Source organism: Streptomyces sp. NBC_01515 (assembly GCF_045040345.1).
In the GTDB taxonomy this organism is placed as follows: Bacteria; Actinomycetota; Actinomycetes; order Streptomycetales; family Streptomycetaceae; genus Streptomyces.
In genome coordinates this window covers 9,969,810-9,987,926 of sequence record NZ_CP109416.1, presented here as the reverse complement: position 1 = coordinate 9,987,926, position 18,117 = coordinate 9,969,810, and the positions used below count along the sequence as shown (strand labels likewise).

At 71.1% G+C, this 18,117-nt stretch carries 18 protein-coding genes and 1 pseudogene; 9 read left to right on the top strand and 10 right to left on the bottom strand.

Going from position 1 to position 18,117, the window contains the following annotated elements; all coding sequences use genetic code 11:
• Positions 1–197: 197 nt before the first annotated feature.
• The 4 genes and pseudogenes from OG407_RS44130 to OG407_RS44115 form a co-directional block, all read right to left on the bottom strand.
• The gene (locus OG407_RS44130; protein ID WP_405866289.1) at positions 198–887 is read right to left on the bottom strand and encodes a ThuA domain-containing protein; all 690 of its coding nucleotides are present in this window, start codon (positions 885–887) and stop codon (positions 198–200) included.
• The gene (locus tag OG407_RS44125) at positions 860–2,296 is read right to left on the bottom strand and encodes an aldehyde dehydrogenase family protein (protein ID WP_405866287.1); all 1,437 of its coding nucleotides are present in this window, start codon (positions 2,294–2,296) and stop codon (positions 860–862) included. Before OG407_RS44125 ends, OG407_RS44130 begins: the two co-directional genes overlap by 28 nt.
• Positions 2,297–2,407: 111 nt before the next feature.
• Entirely contained in the window at positions 2,408–3,691 is a 1,284-nt protein-coding gene (locus OG407_RS44120) for an ROK family protein (protein ID WP_405866285.1), read from the bottom strand.
• Between the two features lie 231 nt (positions 3,692–3,922).
• A pseudogene (locus tag OG407_RS44115) lies at positions 3,923–4,051 on the bottom strand (pirin family protein); the annotation flags it as partial.
• Positions 4,052–4,168: 117 nt separating this feature from the next.
• On the opposite strand from OG407_RS44115, the gene OG407_RS44110 reads away from it, so the two are divergent.
• A complete protein-coding gene (locus OG407_RS44110) occupies positions 4,169–4,291 on the top strand; it encodes a hypothetical protein (protein WP_405869008.1) in 123 nt (40 codons plus the stop codon).
• A gap of 122 nt (positions 4,292–4,413) precedes the next feature.
• Here the strand turns inward: OG407_RS44110 and OG407_RS44105 are convergent, their stop codons facing one another.
• Complete coding sequence (locus tag OG407_RS44105) at positions 4,414–4,965, bottom strand: hypothetical protein (RefSeq protein WP_405866283.1); 552 nt, start codon at positions 4,963–4,965, stop codon at positions 4,414–4,416.
• Positions 4,966–5,395: 430 nt separating this feature from the next.
• Here OG407_RS44105 and OG407_RS44100 point away from each other — a divergent pair, with 430 nt between their 5' ends.
• Complete coding sequence (locus OG407_RS44100; RefSeq protein WP_405866281.1) at positions 5,396–5,590, top strand: transposase family protein; 195 nt, start codon at positions 5,396–5,398, stop codon at positions 5,588–5,590.
• 634 nt (positions 5,591–6,224) lie between these two features.
• Here the strand turns inward: OG407_RS44100 and OG407_RS44095 are convergent.
• Positions 6,225–7,190 carry a pirin family protein gene (locus tag OG407_RS44095; RefSeq protein ID WP_405866279.1) on the bottom strand — a complete coding sequence of 322 codons (966 nt, stop codon included), beginning with the start codon at positions 7,188–7,190 and terminating at the stop codon, positions 6,225–6,227.
• Positions 7,191–7,350: 160 nt separating this feature from the next.
• Between OG407_RS44095 and OG407_RS44090 the strand changes: the two genes are divergently transcribed.
• From OG407_RS44090 to OG407_RS44080, 3 genes are read left to right on the top strand one after another with little or no spacing between them, the layout of a single operon-like run.
• Positions 7,351–7,839, top strand: a complete 489-nt coding sequence (locus tag OG407_RS44090) for a MarR family winged helix-turn-helix transcriptional regulator (RefSeq protein ID WP_405866277.1) — start codon at positions 7,351–7,353, stop codon at positions 7,837–7,839.
• Positions 7,836–8,279 carry a MarR family winged helix-turn-helix transcriptional regulator gene (locus tag OG407_RS44085; RefSeq protein WP_405866275.1) on the top strand — a complete coding sequence of 148 codons (444 nt, stop codon included), beginning with the start codon at positions 7,836–7,838 and terminating at the stop codon, positions 8,277–8,279. The genes OG407_RS44090 and OG407_RS44085 overlap by 4 nt, the downstream gene beginning before the upstream one ends.
• A 49-nt stretch (positions 8,280–8,328) precedes the next feature.
• Positions 8,329–8,676, top strand: coding sequence for a tetratricopeptide repeat protein (locus OG407_RS44080; RefSeq protein ID WP_033278983.1), 348 nt, complete (start codon positions 8,329–8,331; stop codon positions 8,674–8,676).
• Positions 8,677–8,745: 69 nt separating this feature from the next.
• On the opposite strand, the gene OG407_RS44075 is transcribed toward OG407_RS44080, so the two are convergent.
• Positions 8,746–10,137 carry a PepSY-associated TM helix domain-containing protein gene (locus tag OG407_RS44075; protein WP_405866272.1) on the bottom strand — a complete coding sequence of 464 codons (1,392 nt, stop codon included), beginning with the start codon at positions 10,135–10,137 and terminating at the stop codon, positions 8,746–8,748.
• Positions 10,138–10,308: 171 nt separating this feature from the next.
• Between OG407_RS44075 and OG407_RS44070 the strand changes: the two genes are divergently transcribed.
• Positions 10,309–10,953 carry a peptide deformylase gene (locus tag OG407_RS44070; RefSeq protein ID WP_405866270.1) on the top strand — a complete coding sequence of 215 codons (645 nt, stop codon included), beginning with the start codon at positions 10,309–10,311 and terminating at the stop codon, positions 10,951–10,953.
• Between the two features lie 36 nt (positions 10,954–10,989).
• On the opposite strand, the gene OG407_RS44065 is transcribed toward OG407_RS44070, so the two are convergent.
• Positions 10,990–12,420, bottom strand: coding sequence for a dihydrolipoyl dehydrogenase family protein (locus OG407_RS44065; protein WP_405866268.1), 1,431 nt, complete (start codon positions 12,418–12,420; stop codon positions 10,990–10,992).
• Between the two features lie 122 nt (positions 12,421–12,542).
• On the opposite strand from OG407_RS44065, the gene trxA reads away from it, so the two are divergent.
• A complete protein-coding gene (trxA, locus tag OG407_RS44060) occupies positions 12,543–12,929 on the top strand; it encodes a thioredoxin (RefSeq protein ID WP_033278987.1) in 387 nt (128 codons plus the stop codon).
• Between the two features lie 40 nt (positions 12,930–12,969).
• On the opposite strand, the gene OG407_RS44055 is transcribed toward trxA, so the two are convergent.
• Together OG407_RS44055 and OG407_RS44050 are read right to left on the bottom strand one after the other, a co-directional pair.
• Complete coding sequence (locus OG407_RS44055; protein WP_405866266.1) at positions 12,970–14,406, bottom strand: benzaldehyde dehydrogenase; 1,437 nt, start codon at positions 14,404–14,406, stop codon at positions 12,970–12,972.
• A 669-nt stretch (positions 14,407–15,075) separates the two neighbouring features.
• Positions 15,076–16,110, bottom strand: coding sequence for a LacI family DNA-binding transcriptional regulator (locus OG407_RS44050; RefSeq protein WP_405868914.1), 1,035 nt, complete (start codon positions 16,108–16,110; stop codon positions 15,076–15,078).
• Between the two features lie 140 nt (positions 16,111–16,250).
• On the opposite strand from OG407_RS44050, the gene OG407_RS44045 reads away from it, so the two are divergent.
• Both OG407_RS44045 and OG407_RS44040 read left to right on the top strand, forming a co-directional pair.
• The gene (locus tag OG407_RS44045) at positions 16,251–16,925 is read left to right on the top strand and encodes a TetR/AcrR family transcriptional regulator (protein WP_405866264.1); all 675 of its coding nucleotides are present in this window, start codon (positions 16,251–16,253) and stop codon (positions 16,923–16,925) included.
• A gap of 32 nt (positions 16,926–16,957) precedes the next feature.
• Entirely contained in the window at positions 16,958–18,097 is a 1,140-nt protein-coding gene (locus tag OG407_RS44040) for an FAD-dependent oxidoreductase (protein ID WP_405866262.1), read from the top strand.
• Positions 18,098–18,117 lie beyond the last annotated feature (20 nt).

Sequence of the window (18,117 nt, the reverse complement as noted above, 5' to 3'; positions counted from 1 at the left end):
AACCTGCCTTCAGGCTGGAGGCGCCGACTCCGGTATTCCGCCGCGGCACGCGCGCGTGCCGTGCTCGCCAAGACCGGCATCCCGCTGACCGGCTGAGGCTGTCTGCGGGGGATGCCGACGACGTATTGGCCCGGGCACCGCGCAGGGGCCGCCCATGATCGTCACCACGACCAGCCACTCGCCCCCCACCGGCTGGTTCACCGCGCCGCCCACAGCAGTCCGCGCGTGGTGAGTGCCCTTACGGTGGGCTCGCGCAGGTCGTCCGGGCGGTGTCCCAGGGCGGAGAAGAAGACGCGCCCCCGCCCCCACTGCCTGGTCCACACGACGGGCATGTCGACCGGCCGCTCGCCCTGCCCGGCGGCGCCCGGAGCGACGGTGGTGGACGCGAGGACCGTGCTGAACGCGTCGGTCAGCATCCAGTACTGCTCGGTGACCACCGTCATGTCGGGCAGCCCGGCGACGACCGGGTGCTCCCGGTGTTCCGGCTCGATCCGGACCCGGTACTCCAGGAACTCCTCCGGATGGTGCAGGAACAGGCCGCCGACCATGCGCAGGTACGCGGGAGAGTCCTGGAACGTCGCTACGACGCCGCCGTGCCAGCCCGCGAAGCCGGTGCCCGCCTCGACGGCCGCCACGAGCCCCGCGCTCTGTTCCGCGGTCAGCCGACCCTCGGTCCAGCACTGCACGACGAGATCGGTCCGCGCCATGAGGTCCGCGTCGGCGTAAACCTCCAGGTCCTCCCGGACCGTAACCGCGAACCCGGCGTCGGCCAGCGCGGGCAGGAACAGGTCGGTGGACTCCCGTGGGGAGTGGCCCTCCCAGCCGCCGCGGACCACCAGCGCCGTTCGCGCCGCGGCCATCAACGGGTCGCGGGGTCGGCGGTCCACGACGGCAGGGTGAGTGGTGTGCGTTGGAGGCCGATCCACTGCCGTTTCGTGAAGCCCGCCATCTGGTCGTCCGCGCCGTGCCGCGCGTGGGCGTCGTTGACGTGCACCTCGCCGGCGTCGAGCCGCTCGGCCACCGACAGGCCCCGTATGAGGTCGGCGGAGAACACCGAGTTCATCAGCATGGGGAGGCCGTTGGTCACGGCCACCGCCTCCTCCTGGTCGTCCACCACGGTGACCGGGAGGACCGGGCCGAAGATCTCCTCGGTGAAGGCGGGCATCTCGGGCGTCACCTTGGCCAGCACGGTGGGCCGATAGAACAACCCCTCGGGGCCGTCGAACGCGCCGCCGGTGAGCACCTCCGCGCCCATCTCCACCGATGCCGTCACGAGGGCGTGCACCCGGTCGCGCTGGCGGGTGCTGATCAGGGGGCCCAGATCCGCCGTACCGCTCATCGGGTCGCCGACGCGCAGTGCGGCGGCGCGGCGGGTGAGGGCGTCGAGATACTGGTCCGCCACCGCGCGGGTGACGATGTGGCGGCCGGCGCTGATACAGGTCTGCCCCTGGAACTCCAGGGAGGCGACCATCGCGCACGAGGCCGCGAGGTCGATGTCGGCGTCGTCGAGGACCACGAAGGCGTTGCTGCCCCCGAGTTCGAGCCGGACCGGCCGTAGCGTGGCGGCCGCGGAGGCCGCGATGGCGAGGCCGACCTCACGGGAGCCGGTGAAGTCCAGCAGGTTCAGGCCGGTGTGCTCGGCGAGCGCGTGCCCCGCGTCGAGGCCGTCGCCGGTCACCACGTTGAACACGCCCGGCGGCAGTCCGGCGTACCGGGCCGCCTCGGCGAGTACCTGGCCGCCGATGATCGGGGTGAGCTCGGCGGGCTTGAGCACGACGGTGTTGCCGAAGGCCAGCGCCGGTGCGACCGCGCGCATGGCCAGGTTGACCGGGTAGTTCCAGGGTGTGATCACACCGATCACTCCTAGCGGCACCGCCCGGGACATCGAGAGCTTGCCCGCCTTGTACGGCGGCAGCAGATCACCGGCGTTCTCGCTCGCCTGGATCATGGAGATCTGCAGCTGGCGGATCCCGGTGGACACCTCGTCCTCGGCCTTGGCCCGCACCCCGCCGGTCTCGCGCATGCTCTGCTCGACCAGCTCCGCGTGGTTCGCCTGGAAGAACTCGGCCATCCGCCGCAGGCCCGCCGCGCGCTCGGGAGCGCCGAGTGCCGCCCAGCCGGGCTGGGCGGCCCGGGCCGCGGCCACCGCCCGCCCGACATCCACGGCCCCGCCGAGGGCGTACGTACCGATCACGGCACCCGTGGCCTTCTCCACGACGTCGGCGGTACGCCCTGAAGAGGCCGGCCGAAACGTTCCGTCGATGTAGAGCTGTGCCACGGGGAACTGAGACGTCATGAAGACTCCACGGAGGTCAGGGAGACTTTGGCTTTGACTTAAACTAAGAGGCGAACGTCGTGGACGTCAACAGTCCCACCGCACCACCGCACAGCAGATTTACGGGCGGGTCTACACCCAGGCCCCGGCGCCGGACCCCGACCCGGACCCCACAGCGGACCCGGACCCGGACCCGGACTCGATCTCCGGACGTCGGCCGCCCGTGGACAACAGGTACGCCACCCGCAGAGTGGCCGCTCCCATCGCCACCGCCTCCTGGCCCAGCCGCCCGACCTCGATCCGAGTACGCCCCCGCAGATACGACAGGGCGTGCCGCTCGGCCGTCTCCCGCACGGTGGGCAGCACCACTCCGCCCATCACCGAGCCCGCCCATCCGGAGAGGACCACGAGGTCCGGGTGGAGCAGGTTGATCAGGTTGCCGATCCCGATGCCGATGTACTCGCCGGTCTTCTCCAGGGTCTCCATGGCCACCGGATCGGTGGCCGCCCGCGCCGTCAGTTCCGCGAGCCGGCCCTCGGTCCCGGAGGCGCGGAACGGCTGGCTGCCCAGGGTGGCCTGGTACCGGTGGAGGATGGCATCGGCTCCGACGTACGCCTCCAGACAGCCCCGCGAACCGCAGCGACAGGGCAGCCCTCCGGCGTAGATCACCGTGTGCCCCCACTCGATCGTGGCAGGGGCCAGGCCCGTGGTGCCTCCCTCCGTGCCCGACCCGAGGGCCGCGCCCACCCCGACCCCGATGAGCGCGGTGACCACCCGGTCTGCGCCCTGCCCCACGCCGCGCCACATCTCCGCCTGGCCCAGGGTCCGCGCGCAGTTGTCCAGCATGAGCGGTGCGGCGACCCCGGGGGCGAGCATCTCGCCGAGTGCGACACCGGACCAGCCGAGCGTCGGCGCGTGCACCAGCGTGCGCCCGGGAATCCGCGGGTCGGGCTGGACCGCGCCGGGCACACCGACGCCGACGCCGAGCAGGTCCGCGGGGTCGACGCCCGCGGCGCGGGTCACGTCGGAGATGCCCTGGAGCACCAGCGAGGCCACCGACTCGGCGTCGAGCCGGGTCGCGGCGATCGGGTAGACCTCGGAGGCGATCACCGACAGGGTCCAGTCGAACAGCCCGATCCGGACGTGCGTCTCACCGATGTCCACCCCGATCACGGAGCCGTAGTCAGGACGGATCTCCAGCACCGAGCGCGGCCTGCCCCCGTCGGAGTCCTCCGAACCGCCCTCCGCGATCAGTCCCTCGGCGAGGAGCTGGGAGACGACATTGCTCACCGTCGCGGAGCTGAGGCCGGAGACGCGGGTCAGCGTGTTCCGGCTGGTGGGTCCCTGCACGTACAGAGCGGAGAGGAGGATGGACCGGTTGTGCCGCCGCAAGTCGCTCGTCGTTCGCTTCACCACGGATTTCACAGAACGAAGTCTGCCAGCCCACGACGCCTCGGATCCCGCCACGTCCGCCTGACCGCCTCCGGCCGTACCCCCAACCCCCTCGCGGACGCCAGGCTGTACGCACGGTTCCCGGACCTGCCGCCGTACTCGCGAGCCCGTCCCGGCGTATCGGGCCGGGTCACCGCGCCTGGTGGCATGCAGCGAGCTGTGGGCCAGGCACGTCGACGGCAACATCGTTGCAGGTCAGCGCACTCTCCCCCGCGGCTTCAACCCCACCGGAGGCAGTTCAGGAGCCGACAACGGATCCCCGTCGTACCCCTCCACCTCGCCGAACCGAGACCCTGTCATCCAGTCCTCGCGAGCCTGCTGGACCCGAAGGATCTCCAGTTCACCGAGGCGGTCCGCGGACGCAATGGGACCGAGACCGAGATCTGCGTACGGTGCCAGAAGAACAACGAAATAGAGCAGTTCCGGGCCTCCGGCGCCCGGATGGCCAAGGGCGGCCGTTTCTACTCCGAACAAATGGCGGATTCGGCCGAGGCCGAGGATATGGCGGAAGCCGACGCGGAAGGCCTTGCCGAGGGATTCGCCATGGGCGCAGAGGACGAATGACGGCTGTCACCGGACAGCCCGGTCCAGCCGAGTAAGTCCGGCTCCTCGCTTGGGGGCGGCGTCCGTCAGGGCGCCGCCCTCGGCCTTTCTCAATCGGCCACGACGGGTGCTGCCGAGCCTGCCTACTTGGCGCCGGGACCGTTGCGGACCCAGCGGTACCGAGGGGGAAGTACGGTACCCGGGGCTACGAAGGACCATGCGCCGTGGCCTACGGGACCGATGACGGGGCGGCGCACGATCTCGTCGAACCACTCAGAGGCGATCCTGCCGAGCTCCGTCAGAGGTCCGGTCGCCTCCAGCGCTTCCACGTCGTCGCTGGGCTGTGGCCGATAGGTGGTGTCGTGCCGCTGGCTGCAGAAGAGTCGGTCGCCGGCGACGGTCGCGCCCAAGGTCCCGAATACGCGGTTGCTCTCCAGGTCAAGAAGGTCGACGACCAGCAGCAGCACCTGATCTCCGCGGGCCAGTGCTTCGCCGATCGCGGTGTCATAGAGGTCACGCTCACCAGCGACGCCGCTCTGGCGTGCTCCGCCGACCTCGTCCGGCTCACTTACGAGCACTGAGGTCGCACTGGACGGGCATTCCGGCCAGAAGCATGCCGATTCCCGCACAACAGCCACTAATTGCTGATGCCGGTCGTTCACATCGTCATCTACTTCGAACCAGTCTTCGTCCACCAGATCAACTTACGGCGCCAGGTCACTGGGGTGTTTCTGGGGTAACTGTTTACGCCTGCTCGTGACCTGCGATGAAGCAGTGCCGGGTGACACCTGACCGTCACCCGCTGCCAGTAGCTGTTCTTCGGCGGCATCCGCGGTACGGTCCCCACCAACTGGCCTGGAGACAAGGGGTACATCGACGGTACCCCGGACTCGACCACGAGTCTTCGGAACCTAGCGAGCGCGTGCATGGTTGGCGGCGAGGCGTCGAGTCCTTGACCGTTGATCATGGTTGCATGGTGGGGAACGCGACTCGTGCAGCGGTCATCAGCAACCAGCGGATCACGGGCCTGACGCCCGATGGGATTGCCGAACTCGTCGCCGAGGTCCGACCGTTGTGGCGTGTGCGCCTCCACACGGGTTTGCCTGCCGGACGCGGAGGCGTGCCGTGAGCGCCGGCGCGAAGCACCGGCTGGTCTTCATCGACGGGTTCCTGGCCACCCTCGTCCATCTCCGCCACAAGACCACCCACGATGTACTGGCCTGCTTGTTTGGCGTGAAGCGCTCCAACATCACCCGAGCCTCCACCGATCCCGGAGCGCTTCCGAGTCCGGTGCGACGACCACCGTGGGCAAAACCCTGACCGTGGCTATTCGGGCCGTACTCCATATTGCCCGTGACGGCCGTGCTTACCAATCGGCCCTGAGCGACGAAGCACTGCGGCAGGAGCTGAGGCCGACAGTCGCCTCCCACACCCAAGATCCGGACCATACACGGGCCAACTCCACCACTCAGACCTCACGTTCCAATGTTTCCGCAGGTCAACGAGCTATTGGGTGTGCGCCACCAACAGACCAAGAACCTGCTGGTGCACAACATCGAAAGCGGACACCAAGGACTACCAAGCCAAGGCATCACCGTTCTCGCGTCTTGTCAGTACCTGCCAATCGCGAGACGCCCAGACGCCATCCCCGATCGGACCAACCAGGAGCACCCCCAAGAAACCCCCGATGCACCGGTCCCGAGATGGCAACTCACAGCACCGGGCGCCACCGAAGTCCGCCCACCAGTTGCAGCCAACTACTGACACGCCATCAGGAAGTCAGCAAGCGGACTGCCACAGCCACCCACGCACAGCCACATCACGGAATCGACGCCTCGCCCACGCCGACCCCTCAAGCCCCGGCTCTCGCGCAACCTCCGGCGCCGCCAGGGCAACGAAGACGGAAGTGCGCGCACCCCCGCCCTGGTCAACCTCATCAGCATATCTCAGCAGGTCAGCGCACCCTCCCCCGCGGCTTCAACCCCACCGGAGGCAGTTCAGGAGCCGACAACGGATCCCCGTCGTACCCCTTCACCTCGCCGAACCGAGACCCTGTCATCCAGTCCTCACGGGCCTGCTGGATCTCCTCCTGGGTGCGGCCGATCCAGTTCCAGAACATGATCAGTTCTTCGTCGAACGGCTCGCCTCCCAGCAGCATCAGCCCCGCGTCCGCCGCGGCGCGCAGCGGGAGTTCGGTGCGGCCGCAGCCGAGGTAGAGCATGGAGCCCGGGAGGACCGGGACGCCGTCGACGTGGGCCTCGCCGGACATGGCGAGGACGGCGTACTCGAAGTCCGGTTCCAGCGGCAGGCGTACGTCCGCTCCGGCCGCCAAGGCCAGGTCCGCGCCGACGATCGGGGTGTACGTCGTGCCGGGAGAGGCCGCGCCGTCGACATCGCCGAGGACGATCGTGGCGCGCAGGCCCGGCGCCGTGACGACCGGCAGTTCGGCGTGGTGCTCGAAGTGCGGCTCGACGTGACGGTCGCTGTCGGGGAGGGCGACCCAGAGCTGCGCGCCGTGCAGGAAGCGGGCATGCGTCTTGGGGCTCTGCTCGGCATGGCTGATCGCGCGGCCGGAGGTCATGAGGCCCAGTTCGCGCGGGCGGATCGTCGCGACGCTGCCGGTCGAGTCGCGGTGCAGCACCTCGCCCTCGTGCAGCCAGCTCACCGTCTGCAGGCCCATGTGGGGGTGCGGGGGCACCTGCATCCCCGGCTCGTCGGCGATGTCGTCAGGACCGTAGTGATCCACGAAGCACCACGCGCCGACCATACGGCGGCCCAGGTTGGGCAGCAGTCGGCGGACTTCGGTGGACTCGCCGAGCTGCACCCGGCGCGGGCTGAGGAGTTCACGGACGGGCTCCGCCACCACGAAACCGCGGCCGCCGCACAGGGCCGGAACCGCTTCGCGATCAAGATTGCTCATGGCGACAACCTAGTCCCGCCGAGGCCGTTCCGTCAGTCCGCGGGCTCCTCACCGGCCAGGCCTGTAAGCCCCTTCACCCGCAGCCTCCCCCGCCCTCCTCCTGCCGCCCCCGCCCGAAAAATAGTAGCCATAGACATAATAGCTACGTACCGTATCGGCCATGAGTACGGCATCCGAGGGCGCGACGCCCGGTTTCCTGGTCTGGCGACTGTCGATGAAGTGGCGCGTGGCGGTCGACCGCGCGGTGGCACCCCTGGGACTGACCCATGCGCAGTACTCCCTGATGGCGTCGCTGTACGGCATGCAGCGCTCCGGGCTGCGCCCCAGCCAGCGTCACCTCGCCGACCACACCGGACTCGAAGCCCTCTACGTCTCGAAGCTGGCCCGCGCCCTGGAGTCTGCCGGCCTCGTCGAGCGCACCCGGGACCCCCGGGACCCCCGCGCGGTCCAACTCGCCCTCACCGAACAGGGTCGCGAGGTGACCCGGCGGGCGATCAAGGTCGTGCACGGGCTCCTGGAGCAGTTGCTGGAGCCGCTCGGCGGTCTCGACAGCGCCCGGGCCCGGGAGTTCAGCCGGGACCTGACGACCCTGCTCGACACACCCCTTGCACCTGTCCCCGCGAGTGAGCACGAGAAGGAGCAGTCATGACCACCACCACGCCCCCCGCGGACGCCCGCGCGCTCGGCCTGGCCCACTACGCCGCCCGCGCCGTTCTGGAGCGCGTCCTCACCCGCCACGACCTCGGCTTCCAGCAGCAGATCGTCCTGCGGCCGCTCGCCCTCGCCGCCGGGCCGGTCGACCGCGGACAGCTCACCGCGGACACCGTCGCGGCCCTGAAGTCCGGCGAGGACTCCGTACAGGACACCATCGACGAACTGATCGCGGCCGGACTCGTCGCGACGGACGCGTCCGAGGTGCGGATCACGGACACGGGCCGGGCCCTGTACGAACGGATCGTGCAGGAGACGAGCGCGGCGAGCGCCCGCATCTGGGGCGGCATCCCCGAGACGGACCTCCTGGCCGCCGGACGCGTGCTGAGCCTGGTCGCCGAGCGGGCGAACGCGGAGCTGGCCAGCACCGGAAGGTAGTGGAATATTCAACCAACACCGGCCGTTGTGGCAGATCGAAGGAGGTCAAGTGGACATGACGTACTACGACCACGGGACACCGGCGGAGCGCTGGGAGCGCGCGCAGATGTTCTTCGACGCCAAGGACTACGCCGCGGCGGCGCGGGTGTTGGGCGGGCTGGTCGAGGAGGTGCCCGAGCAGACCGGGCCGCGCCTGCTGCTGGCGCGCTCCTACTACCACTCGGCCCAACTGCGGCGCGCGGAGGCCGAGTTGCGCGTCCTCGTGGAGCGTGACCCGGTGGAGCACTACGCGCGGCTGATGCTGGGCCGCACGCTGGAGCGCCAGGGGCGGCACGAGGAGGCCGGCTCGCACCTGCGGATCGCCTCGGCGCTCGCGGGTGACTTCGAGCAGGTCTGAGACGCGGAAGAGTACAAGCAGAGATGGGGCCCGGTTCCCGTGGGGAACCGGGCCCCTACGCGTGCGTCGCTACTTCGCGTACGTCCGCTGCCCTCGCCGGTGCGCGACCTCGCCCAGCACCACGTCCACGGCGATGAACGCGGCCAGCGGAATCCCCAACAGCGGTACGAAGTAACCGAGTACGGCGATAACCGCCAGGCACGGGACGAGGAGCAGCGGGGACATCTGGGCCCAGGCTCCGCGCGGGATCGGGCGGCCGAAGGACGAACCCCGGCCGCGCTGCCACCACATCCGGTAGCCCCACACGATCAGCAGGATCAGCGAGCCCGCGAGCAGCATCAGGGCTATCTGGTTGACGAGGCCGAAGAGGACTCCGGTGTGCAGGTCGATGCCCCAGCGGGTCAGTTTGGCGAGCAACGGGTAGTCCGCGAACCGGAGTTCGTCGGTCACCTTGCCGGTGGCGGGGTCGACGGCGACGGCGTCCTGTTTCTCGGGCCAGCTGCGTTGGACCTGTCGGACGACGTACGCGGACTTGGCGTCGGCGGGCGGAACGATCTCGACGGGGTTGCCGAGACCTTCGGCGCGTGCGGCGGCGAGGATCTTGTCGAGTCCTACGCCGTGTTGGGCGTCGCCGGTCGCGGTGGAGCCTCCGTGGCCCGCGTGCTCGCCGCTCGCCGCTGCCGATACCGAGGGGGTCGACTGGCCCAGGGAGGTGCGGAGTTGGTCGATGTTGGCGCCCGCGTAGGTCGACCAGGTCAGTCCGGTCGCCGACAGGAAGATGAAGCCCGCGGCGGTCCAGACGCCCACCGTGCCGTGCAGGCCGAGGGTGCGGCGCCGGCCGCTCGTGCCGCGCACCTTGCGCAGAGCGCGGCGGCGGGAGAACCACAGCACCAGGCCGCCGCCCGCGATGACCCACAGCCAGCTCGCGGCGAACTCGCTGTACAGGCGGCCGGTTTCGCCGAGTTGGAGATCGCGGTGGAGTTCGTCGATCCAGGTGCGCAGCGGGAGCGCGCCGGTCGAGCCGTACTGTTCGAGCGCGCCGCGGACCTTTCCGGTGTACGGGTCGACGAACACCGCGAGGGTGTGGTCGGCGGCTATGCCCTTGACGCCGGAGAGCATCACGCGGGTGGTGGCGCCCGCCTCCGGGGAGGGTCGTACCGCCGAGACCGTGCCTTCGGGGTGCGCCTTGCGGGCGGCGGTCACCTGCTGCGAGATGGGCAGTTCGCGGTCGCCGACCGGGACGGTCAACTCGTGGGCGTACACGATCCGTTCGGCCTGGAAGGCACCGGCGTACAGGAAGCCGGTGGTGGCGGCGACGAGCAGGAACGGGGCGACGAGCACTCCGGCGTAGAAGTGCAGACGCAGGACGAGGGGGCGCAGCGGGGCCCAGCGGCTGGGGGACGGTGCCGGGGTGGGCTCTTGCGGGGCCTCGGCCGTGGTGGTCGAGGGAGCGGTGGACATGGGCAGGTTTCTCCGGGGGCGAGGAGGAGGGGACGGGGGCGCGGAATCGGGCGGGTGATGTGTCGTGGCCGTAGTGGTCCAGTAGTCGGGGCGTGCGGGCCGTGAGTTCCCGGGGATATGTATGGCGTGGGTCACATCAGATGGCGCCGGGGGTCGTGGCATCCTGGCGCGATGGCACATCCCAGTGATCGCGTACCCCTGGCCGAGCAGGTCGAGGAACTCCTCGCCGCCGACGGCCCGTTGCCCATCGTCTCGGCCGGTGACCCGGTGCTCAGGCGCGGAATCGAGCCGTTCGACGGGCAGTTGGAGCCCGCGCTGCTGGCCCGGTTCGTCGAGGCGTTGCGCCTGACCATGCACGAGGCACCCGGGGTGGGTGTCGCGGCGCCGCAGGTCGGGGTGGGGCTGCGGATCGCGGTGATCGAGGATCCGGCTCCGGTGCCGGACGAGGTGCGGGTGGCGCGCGGGCGGGTGCCGCAGCCGTTCCGGGTGCTGGTCAATCCGTCGTACGAGCCCGTCGGTGACGGCCGGGCCGCGTTCTTCGAGGGGTGTCTGAGTGTGCCGGGCTGGCAGGCCGTGGTCGCGCGGCACGCCTCGGTGCGGCTGACCGGGCAGGACGAGCACGGGCGGGCGGTGGACGAGGTCTTCACCGGGTGGCCCGCGCGGATCGTCCAGCACGAGACGGACCACCTCGACGGCCTGCTCTACCTGGACCGGGCCGAGCTGCGCTCGCTGTCGTCCAACGAGGCGATGGCGGAGCGCTGGGCGCAGCCGACACCGGAAGCGGCATCGGCTGCGCTCGGCTTCGAGCTGCCGTAGGGAATCGGCTCAACTACCCATGGGCGTCAGGTGTGTTCAGCCGCGGTACGCCTCCAGCAATCGCAACCACACCTCGCTGATCGTCGGGTACGACGGGACCGCGTGCCACAGGCGGTTGATCGGGACCTGGCCGGCGACGGCGATCGTGGCCGAGTGGATCAGTTCGCCCACGCCGGGGCCCACGAACGTCACGCCGCGCAGGATCTCCTCGTCGAGGTCGACGATCATGCGGGCGCGGCCTCGGTAGCCGTCGGCGTAGAGGCCGGCGCCGGCGACCGAGGAGAACTCGACGTCGACCGCGCGGACGCGGTGGCCGGCCTGTTCGGCCTCGGCGAGGGAGAGGCCGACGGACGCGGCCTCCGGGTCGGTGAAGACGACCTGGGGCACCGCGTCGTGGTCGGCGGTGGCCGAGTGGGCGCCCCACGGGTCGGTCTCAAGGAGGGGGACGCCCTCGGCGCGGGCGGCGATCGCGGCGCCCGCGATACGGGCCTGGTACTTGCCCTGGTGGGTGAGGAGGGCGCGGTGGTTGACGTCGCCGACCGCGTACAGCCAGTCGCTGTCCGGGACGCGCAGGGTGTCGTCCACCGTCAGCCAGGAGCCCGGTGCCAGGCCGATCGTGTCGAGGCCGATGTCGTCGGTCTGCGGGGCGCGTCCGGTGGCGAAGAGGATCTCGTCGGCCTCGATGCGGTCGCCGCCTTCGATGGAGGCCATGACGGTGCCGTTCTCGCGGGTCACGAACGCGACGGACGTACCCGTGCGCACGTCGACGCCGGCCTCGGTGAGCGCGTCGGCGACCAGTTCGCCGGCGAAGGGCTCCATGCGGGGCAGGAGGCCCTTGCCGCGCACGAGGAGGGTGACGCGGGAGCCGAGGGCCTGCCAGGCGGTGGCCATCTCGACGGCGACGACCCCGCCGCCGACCACGATGAGCCGGCCGGGCGCGGCCTTGGCGCTGGTGGCCTCGCGGCTGGTCCACGGCTTGATCTCGTCGAGTCCGGGCATGTCCGGCAGAAGGGCGCGGGTGCCGGTGCAGACCGCCACGGCATGCCGGGCCGTGAGGACGTGCCGGACGCCGTCGGGGCCCGTCACCGTCACCCTGCGGGGGCCGTCGAGGCGGCCCTGGCCGCGGTAGAGGTCGGCGGCGATGCCGTCGAGCCACTGGACCTGGCCGTCGTCCTTCCAGCCCGAGGCCTCGTAGTCGCGATGGGCGAGCACCGCGGCGGTGTCGAGGGGGCCTTGGACGAGGTGGCCGAGGCCGGGCACGCGGCGGGCGTCGGCGCGGGCGATGACCGGGCGCAGCAGGGCCTTGCTGGGCATGCACGCCCAGTACGAGCACTCGCCGCCGACCAGTTCGCTCTCCACGATCGCGGTGGAGAGACCGGCCGCACGGGTGCGGTCGGCGACGTTCTCCCCCACGGGCCCGGCCCCGAGCACCACGACGTCGTACGCGATGGATTCCGTTTCCGTCATGGGGCCAGTCTGCTGGGTGGTGTGCGCTGAGGCCACACGGGTAGGGGCGCGGAATACGGGACCGGACGACCGTGTTGTCCGGGACGGCTTCGCCCCCACATCGAGGAAGAGGGAATCACGTCATGAGCAGCACCGTGGAGCTCACCAAGGAGAACTTCGACCAGACGGTCACGGACAACGACTTCGTCCTGATCGACTTCTGGGCGTCCTGGTGCGGGCCGTGCCGTCAGTTCGCCCCGGTCTACGAGAAGGCGGCCGACGAGAACCCGGACCTCGTCTTCGGCAAGATCGACACCGAGGCCCAGCCCGAGCTGGCGCAGGCCTTCGGCATCCAGTCGATCCCCACGCTGATGATCGTCCGTGACCGCGTCGCCGTGTTCGCCCAGCCCGGCGCCCTGCCGGAGGCCGCCCTGACCGACGTCATCGGCCAGGCCCGCAAGCTCGACATGGACGAGGTCCGCAAGTCCGTCGCCGAGCAGCAGGAGCAGGCCGAGCAGAACGGCCAGTAAGCCTCTTCGTCAGTACTGGGTCCAAGCCTCTTCGTCAGTCCTAGAAGGGGTACGACGCCACGTCCCCGCGCACCGTCGTCCAGCGCACGTCGGTGAAGGCCTCCAGGTTGGCCTCGCCGCCGAAGCGGGCGCCGGTGCCGGACGCGGCGACCCCGCCGAAGGGGGCCACGGCCTCGTCGTTCACGGTCTGGTCGTTGATGTGGACGATCCCGGTGGGGATGCGTTCGGCCAGGTCCAGGCCGCGGGCGCTGTCGCGCGTGACGATCCCGAGCGACAGGCCGTACGGTCCCGTCGCGGCCAGCGCCGCCGCCTCGTCGGGGGTGGCGAAGGACCGTACCGGCGCGACCGGGCCGAAGACCTCCTCCGCGTAGGCGGGGGTGTCGTCATTTACGTCGGCGAGGACGGTGGGCCGGTAGAAGAGGTCCTCGTGGGTGCCACCGGCCGCCAGCCTGGCGCCAGTTGCCGTGCTGGCCTCGACAAGGCCGTGGATCTTGGCCAGTTGGGCGCCGTCGATGATCGGCCCGAGGTGCACCTGCGCGCGATGCGGGTCGCCCACGGCCAGCAAGTCGGCTTTGGCGGCGAGCCGTTCGACGTACTCCTCGTACAGCGACTCGTGGACGAGATGGCGGCCGGTCGTCATGCAGATCTGGCCCTGGTGGAAGAACGAACCCCAGGCCGCCGTCGATATCACCGCGTCCAGGTCTGCGTCCGCCAGCACGATCAGGGCCGAGTTCCCGCCCAACTCCAGGTGCGCGCGCTTGAGATGACGCCCCGCCGCCTCACCGACCGCGCGCCCGGCGGCAGTTGAGCCGGTGAAGGAGATCACGGGCACCTGCGGGTCGGCGACCAGCGCGGCCCCGACGTCGGCGCCACCGGGCAGTACTTGGAACAGTTCCTCGGGCAGGCCCGCCTCCGCGAAGACCGCCGCGAGCGACAGTCCCCCGCAGACCGCCGTGCGCGGGTCCGGCTTCAGGACGACCCCGTTGCCGAGTGCGAGGGCCGGGGCGACCGAGCGGATGGAGAGGATCAGCGGGGCGTTGAACGGCGCGATCACGCCGACGACCCCGACCGGGATGCGCCGCGTGTACGACAGCCGGGGCGCCTCCGTGGGGAGCACCTGCCCGGCGGGACGGGAGGCGAGCGCGGCGGCCTCGTAGCACTCCTGGGCGGCGACATGCAGTTCGAAGTCCGCCTTGCCGGGGATCGACCCGGACTCCCGCACGATCCACTCGCGCAACTCCTCGGCGTGCGCGGCGAACAGGTCACCGGCCCTGCGCAGCACACCGGCGCGGACGAAGTGCGGGACACGCGCCCACTCGGCCTGCGCGGTCCGGGCCGCCTGGACGGCCGGCCGTATGTCCTCGGCGGCGGCGAGCGTGACGGTACCGAGCGTGTCGCCGGTGGCGGGCTCGGTGACCGGGTACTCGGGGCCCGAGAGGGCGCGGGGCTGCCAGGTCTTGGGGTCGAGCAGAGTCATGGCGGTTCTCCGATCCATCACCGGCGGGACCCACCCGGGCAGCGCAAGTCCCGTGTCTTCGCGGCCCGTTGGGCGACCGCGCGACGGGATACGGCGATCCGGCACAGACCTGCGAGCCGCGTCCGGCGTCCGCACGCATCCCCATCTGGTTGAGCACGCAACATCCTAGTCGCCTACGGCCGATTCGCCCCGGGCGCGGTCGCCGACCTTGGGACGGACGCGGTCACCGACTCCCCCGCTCTCGGCCGCGCCCGATCAAGGAGCCCAATCGCCCCGACGCCGTCGCCGCCTTCCAGCCGCACTCCCGACACGCCACTCACCGGCGCCGATCAGGCACCGCCACTCCCCTTCGACCTGCCCCGCCGGACAGTCCCTGGTCATGTACGGCCGGATCACCCCGGCCTCGGTCACCGAGCGGATCGAGCGGAACGCCTCGGGCGAACCTGCCGGGACGCTCCAGGAGGGCGCGATGCAGTCGGTCGACTCACGCTACCGCCCCCGTGGGCCGACCGCCTCGCCGCACGCTTGCCCTCACTGCCTGGCAGCACGCACACCACACCCCGCTCACCAGTGCTGATCAGGCACCGCCGTTTCCCTCCGACCCGCTCCGCCGGACAGTCCCCGGTCGTGTACGGCCGATTCGCCCCGGGCGCGGTTCCCCGACCCGGGTCAGCTGGAGTCGCGGTGTACCACCGACGCGCCGAGGAGTTCGTGTGTGCCCGGTACCCCGCCCGGTTCGCGGACCGCGGTGTCGACCAGCTCGGCCAGTTCGTGGCCGGACGGCAGTTGGATGTGGACGGTGCTCAGGCGCGGGCGCAGCAGGCGGCCGATCATCAGGTCGTCGGCGCCGATCACGGCCGTGTCCTCGGGGATGCGGATGCCCTCGTCCTGGAGGGCGCGCATCAGCAGCATCGCGTACTCGTCGTTGTACGTGAACACCGCGTCGAGGCCGAGGGCGCGCCAGCGGGCGGCGGTCCGGGCGGCGCTCTCCTCGCTGTAGGCGAGCGGGAGTTCGGTCACCGTGGCGTCCGTGCCGAGCAGGGCGCGGCGGACCCCCTCGACGCGGGGCCGGGAGAAGACCCCCATGCCGGGTTCCTCGGGCACGACCACGCCGATCCGGCGCCGGCCGCGGCCGTACAGATGCGCACCGGCGCAGTGGCCGACGCCCTCGTGGTCCAGGAGCAGGGCGTGCGCGCCCTCGACCTTCTCGGGGCCGAGGGTGAGGACGGCCCGCGCACCGGAGCGCTTGAGGACCTCGACACCCTGCGGGCCGAGCCCGGCGCCGGGCACCAGGACGGCGACCGGGCGCAGTTCGGCCCAGGCGCGGGCGGCCTCGTCGCCGCGCAGGCCGACGGACCCGTGCTGCACGACCGTGTAGTCGAGGCGGCTGAGCGCCCACTGGAGCTCGTTGATGAACTGGCTGTAGAGGAGTCCCACCGGCATGGTCGGCGCCGGCATCAGCACCATGCGGCTGTGCCCGGCGCGCAGACTGCGGGCCGCCGCGTGCGGGACGTACCCGAGTTCCTTGGCGGCCTCGTGCACGCGGCGCCGGGTGGGTTCGCTGATCCGTACGGCACTGGTGTTGTTGAGGACGTAGGAGACGGTCGCGCGAGAGACGCCGGCCAGGCGGGCCACATCGGCGCTCGTGGGCACGGAGCGCGCTGCGGGCGACGGAGCTGCGGGCGTTTTCGGTATCTGCACCATGACGTACGGCATCTTGGCAGAAGCCGGGGCCGAGGAGTGCGGCGGGGGAACGGCCGTCACGAGAGCAGCATGGTCCGGTATTTTACGAACATGTTCGTCACGAACTTGTTCGGAGCGAACATGTTCGTTACCGTAGAGACATGACAGCTCGCCCCGACACCCCGCGCAGCCGCCGTGACCGCCCGGCGAAACCCGCCCTGAGCAGGGAGGGCATCGTCGCCGCCGCCGTCGCGGTGCTGCGTGCGGAAGGTCTGAAGAAGGTCACCATGCGGCGGCTGGCCCAGGACCTCGACACCGGTCCGGCCTCGTTGTACGTGTACGTCCGCAACACCGCGGAGCTGCACGCGGCGGTCCTGGACGAGCTGCTCGGCACGATCGGGCCGGCGCCCGCCGAGGGGTCCTGGCGCGAGCGGGTCGAGCAGGTGCTCACGGCGTACACCGCGATGCTCTTCGAGCACCCGAGTCTCGCCCGTTCGGCGCTGACGGCCTGGCCCAGCGGCCCGCACTACCTGAACCTGATCGAGACCCTGCTGGCCCTGCTCGACGAGGGCGGCGTCCCACCGGCACAGGCCGCGTGGGGCGTGGACCTGCTGCTCCAGCAGGCCACCGCGACGGCCGCCGAGCACTCGGGCGACGACACCGCCCGGGACGACTGGGACACCCTGACCGACGCCGTACGCACCGTGTCCGACCGGACCCACCCGCACATCGCGGCACGCTCCGGCGACCTGCTCGCCGGAGCGCCGACGGCCCGCCTGTCCTGGCGGTTCCAGGCGCTGATCAACGGGATCGAGCGGACCGCCGTTCCCAACTGACCCTGTTTACCGCCCACTTCAAGGAGGCCACCATGAGCACCCCCCATCACCCCATCGCGATCGTCGGCGGCGGACTCGGCGGGCTCACGCTCGCCCGGGTCCTGCACGTCAACGGCGTCGAGGCCGCCGTCCTCGACCTGGACGCCTCCCCCGCCGCCCGCACCCAGGGCGGCATGCTCGACATCCACGAGGACTCGGGCCAGCCGGCACTGCGCGCGGCGGGCCTGTACGAGGAGTTCCGCGCGCTGGTCCACCCGGGCGGCGAGAGCACCCGTGTCCTCGACAAAACCGGCACGGTCCTCGTGGACGACCCCGACGACGGCACCGGCGGGCGCCCCGAGGTGGACCGCGGCCAGCTGCGCGACCTGCTGCTCGGCTCGCTGCCCGCGGGCACCGTCCGCTGGGGCGCGAAGGTCACCGGCGCCCGACCGCTCGACGGCGGCCGGCACGAGGTGACACTCGCGGACGGCACCTCCTTCACCACCGATCTGCTGATCGGCGCGGACGGCGCCTGGTCCAGGGTGCGGCCCCTGCTCTCGGACGCGAAGCCCGCGTACGTCGGCATCTCGTTCGTCGAGGTGGACCTGCCGGACGCCGACGTACGGCATCCCGTGAGCGCCGAGGTCGTCGGCGGCGGAATGATGATGGCGCTCGGCGCGGGCAAGGGCTTCCTGGCCCACCGCGAGACCGACGGCAGCCTGCACATCTACGTGGCGCTGGCGGTCCCCGAGGACGCGTTCGACGGCGTCGACTTCACGGACACCGAGGCGGGGAAGGCGTACACCCTGGGGCACTTCGCGGACTGGGACAAGAGCCTGCGGGCGCTGCTCGCCGACGCGGACGGGCCGCTGACCCCGCGGCACATCCACGCCCTGCCGACCGGGCACCGCTGGGAGCGGATCCCCGGGGTGACGCTGCTCGGCGACGCGGCCCATCTGATGTCGCCGTTCGCGGGTGTGGGCGCCAACCTGGCCATGTTCGACGGGGCCGAACTGGGCAAGGCGCTGGCCGCGCACCCGGGCGACACCGAGGCCGCGCTGGCCGCCTACGAGGAGAAGCTGTTCCCGCGCAGCGATGAGTCGGCGGCGGAGTCCGCGGCGAACGGGATCCTGATGTTCGGCGAGGACGCCCCGCAGGGCATGCTCGACTTCTTCGCCGGCATGGGCGGCTGAGCCGGGCGCGGCAAGGGAGT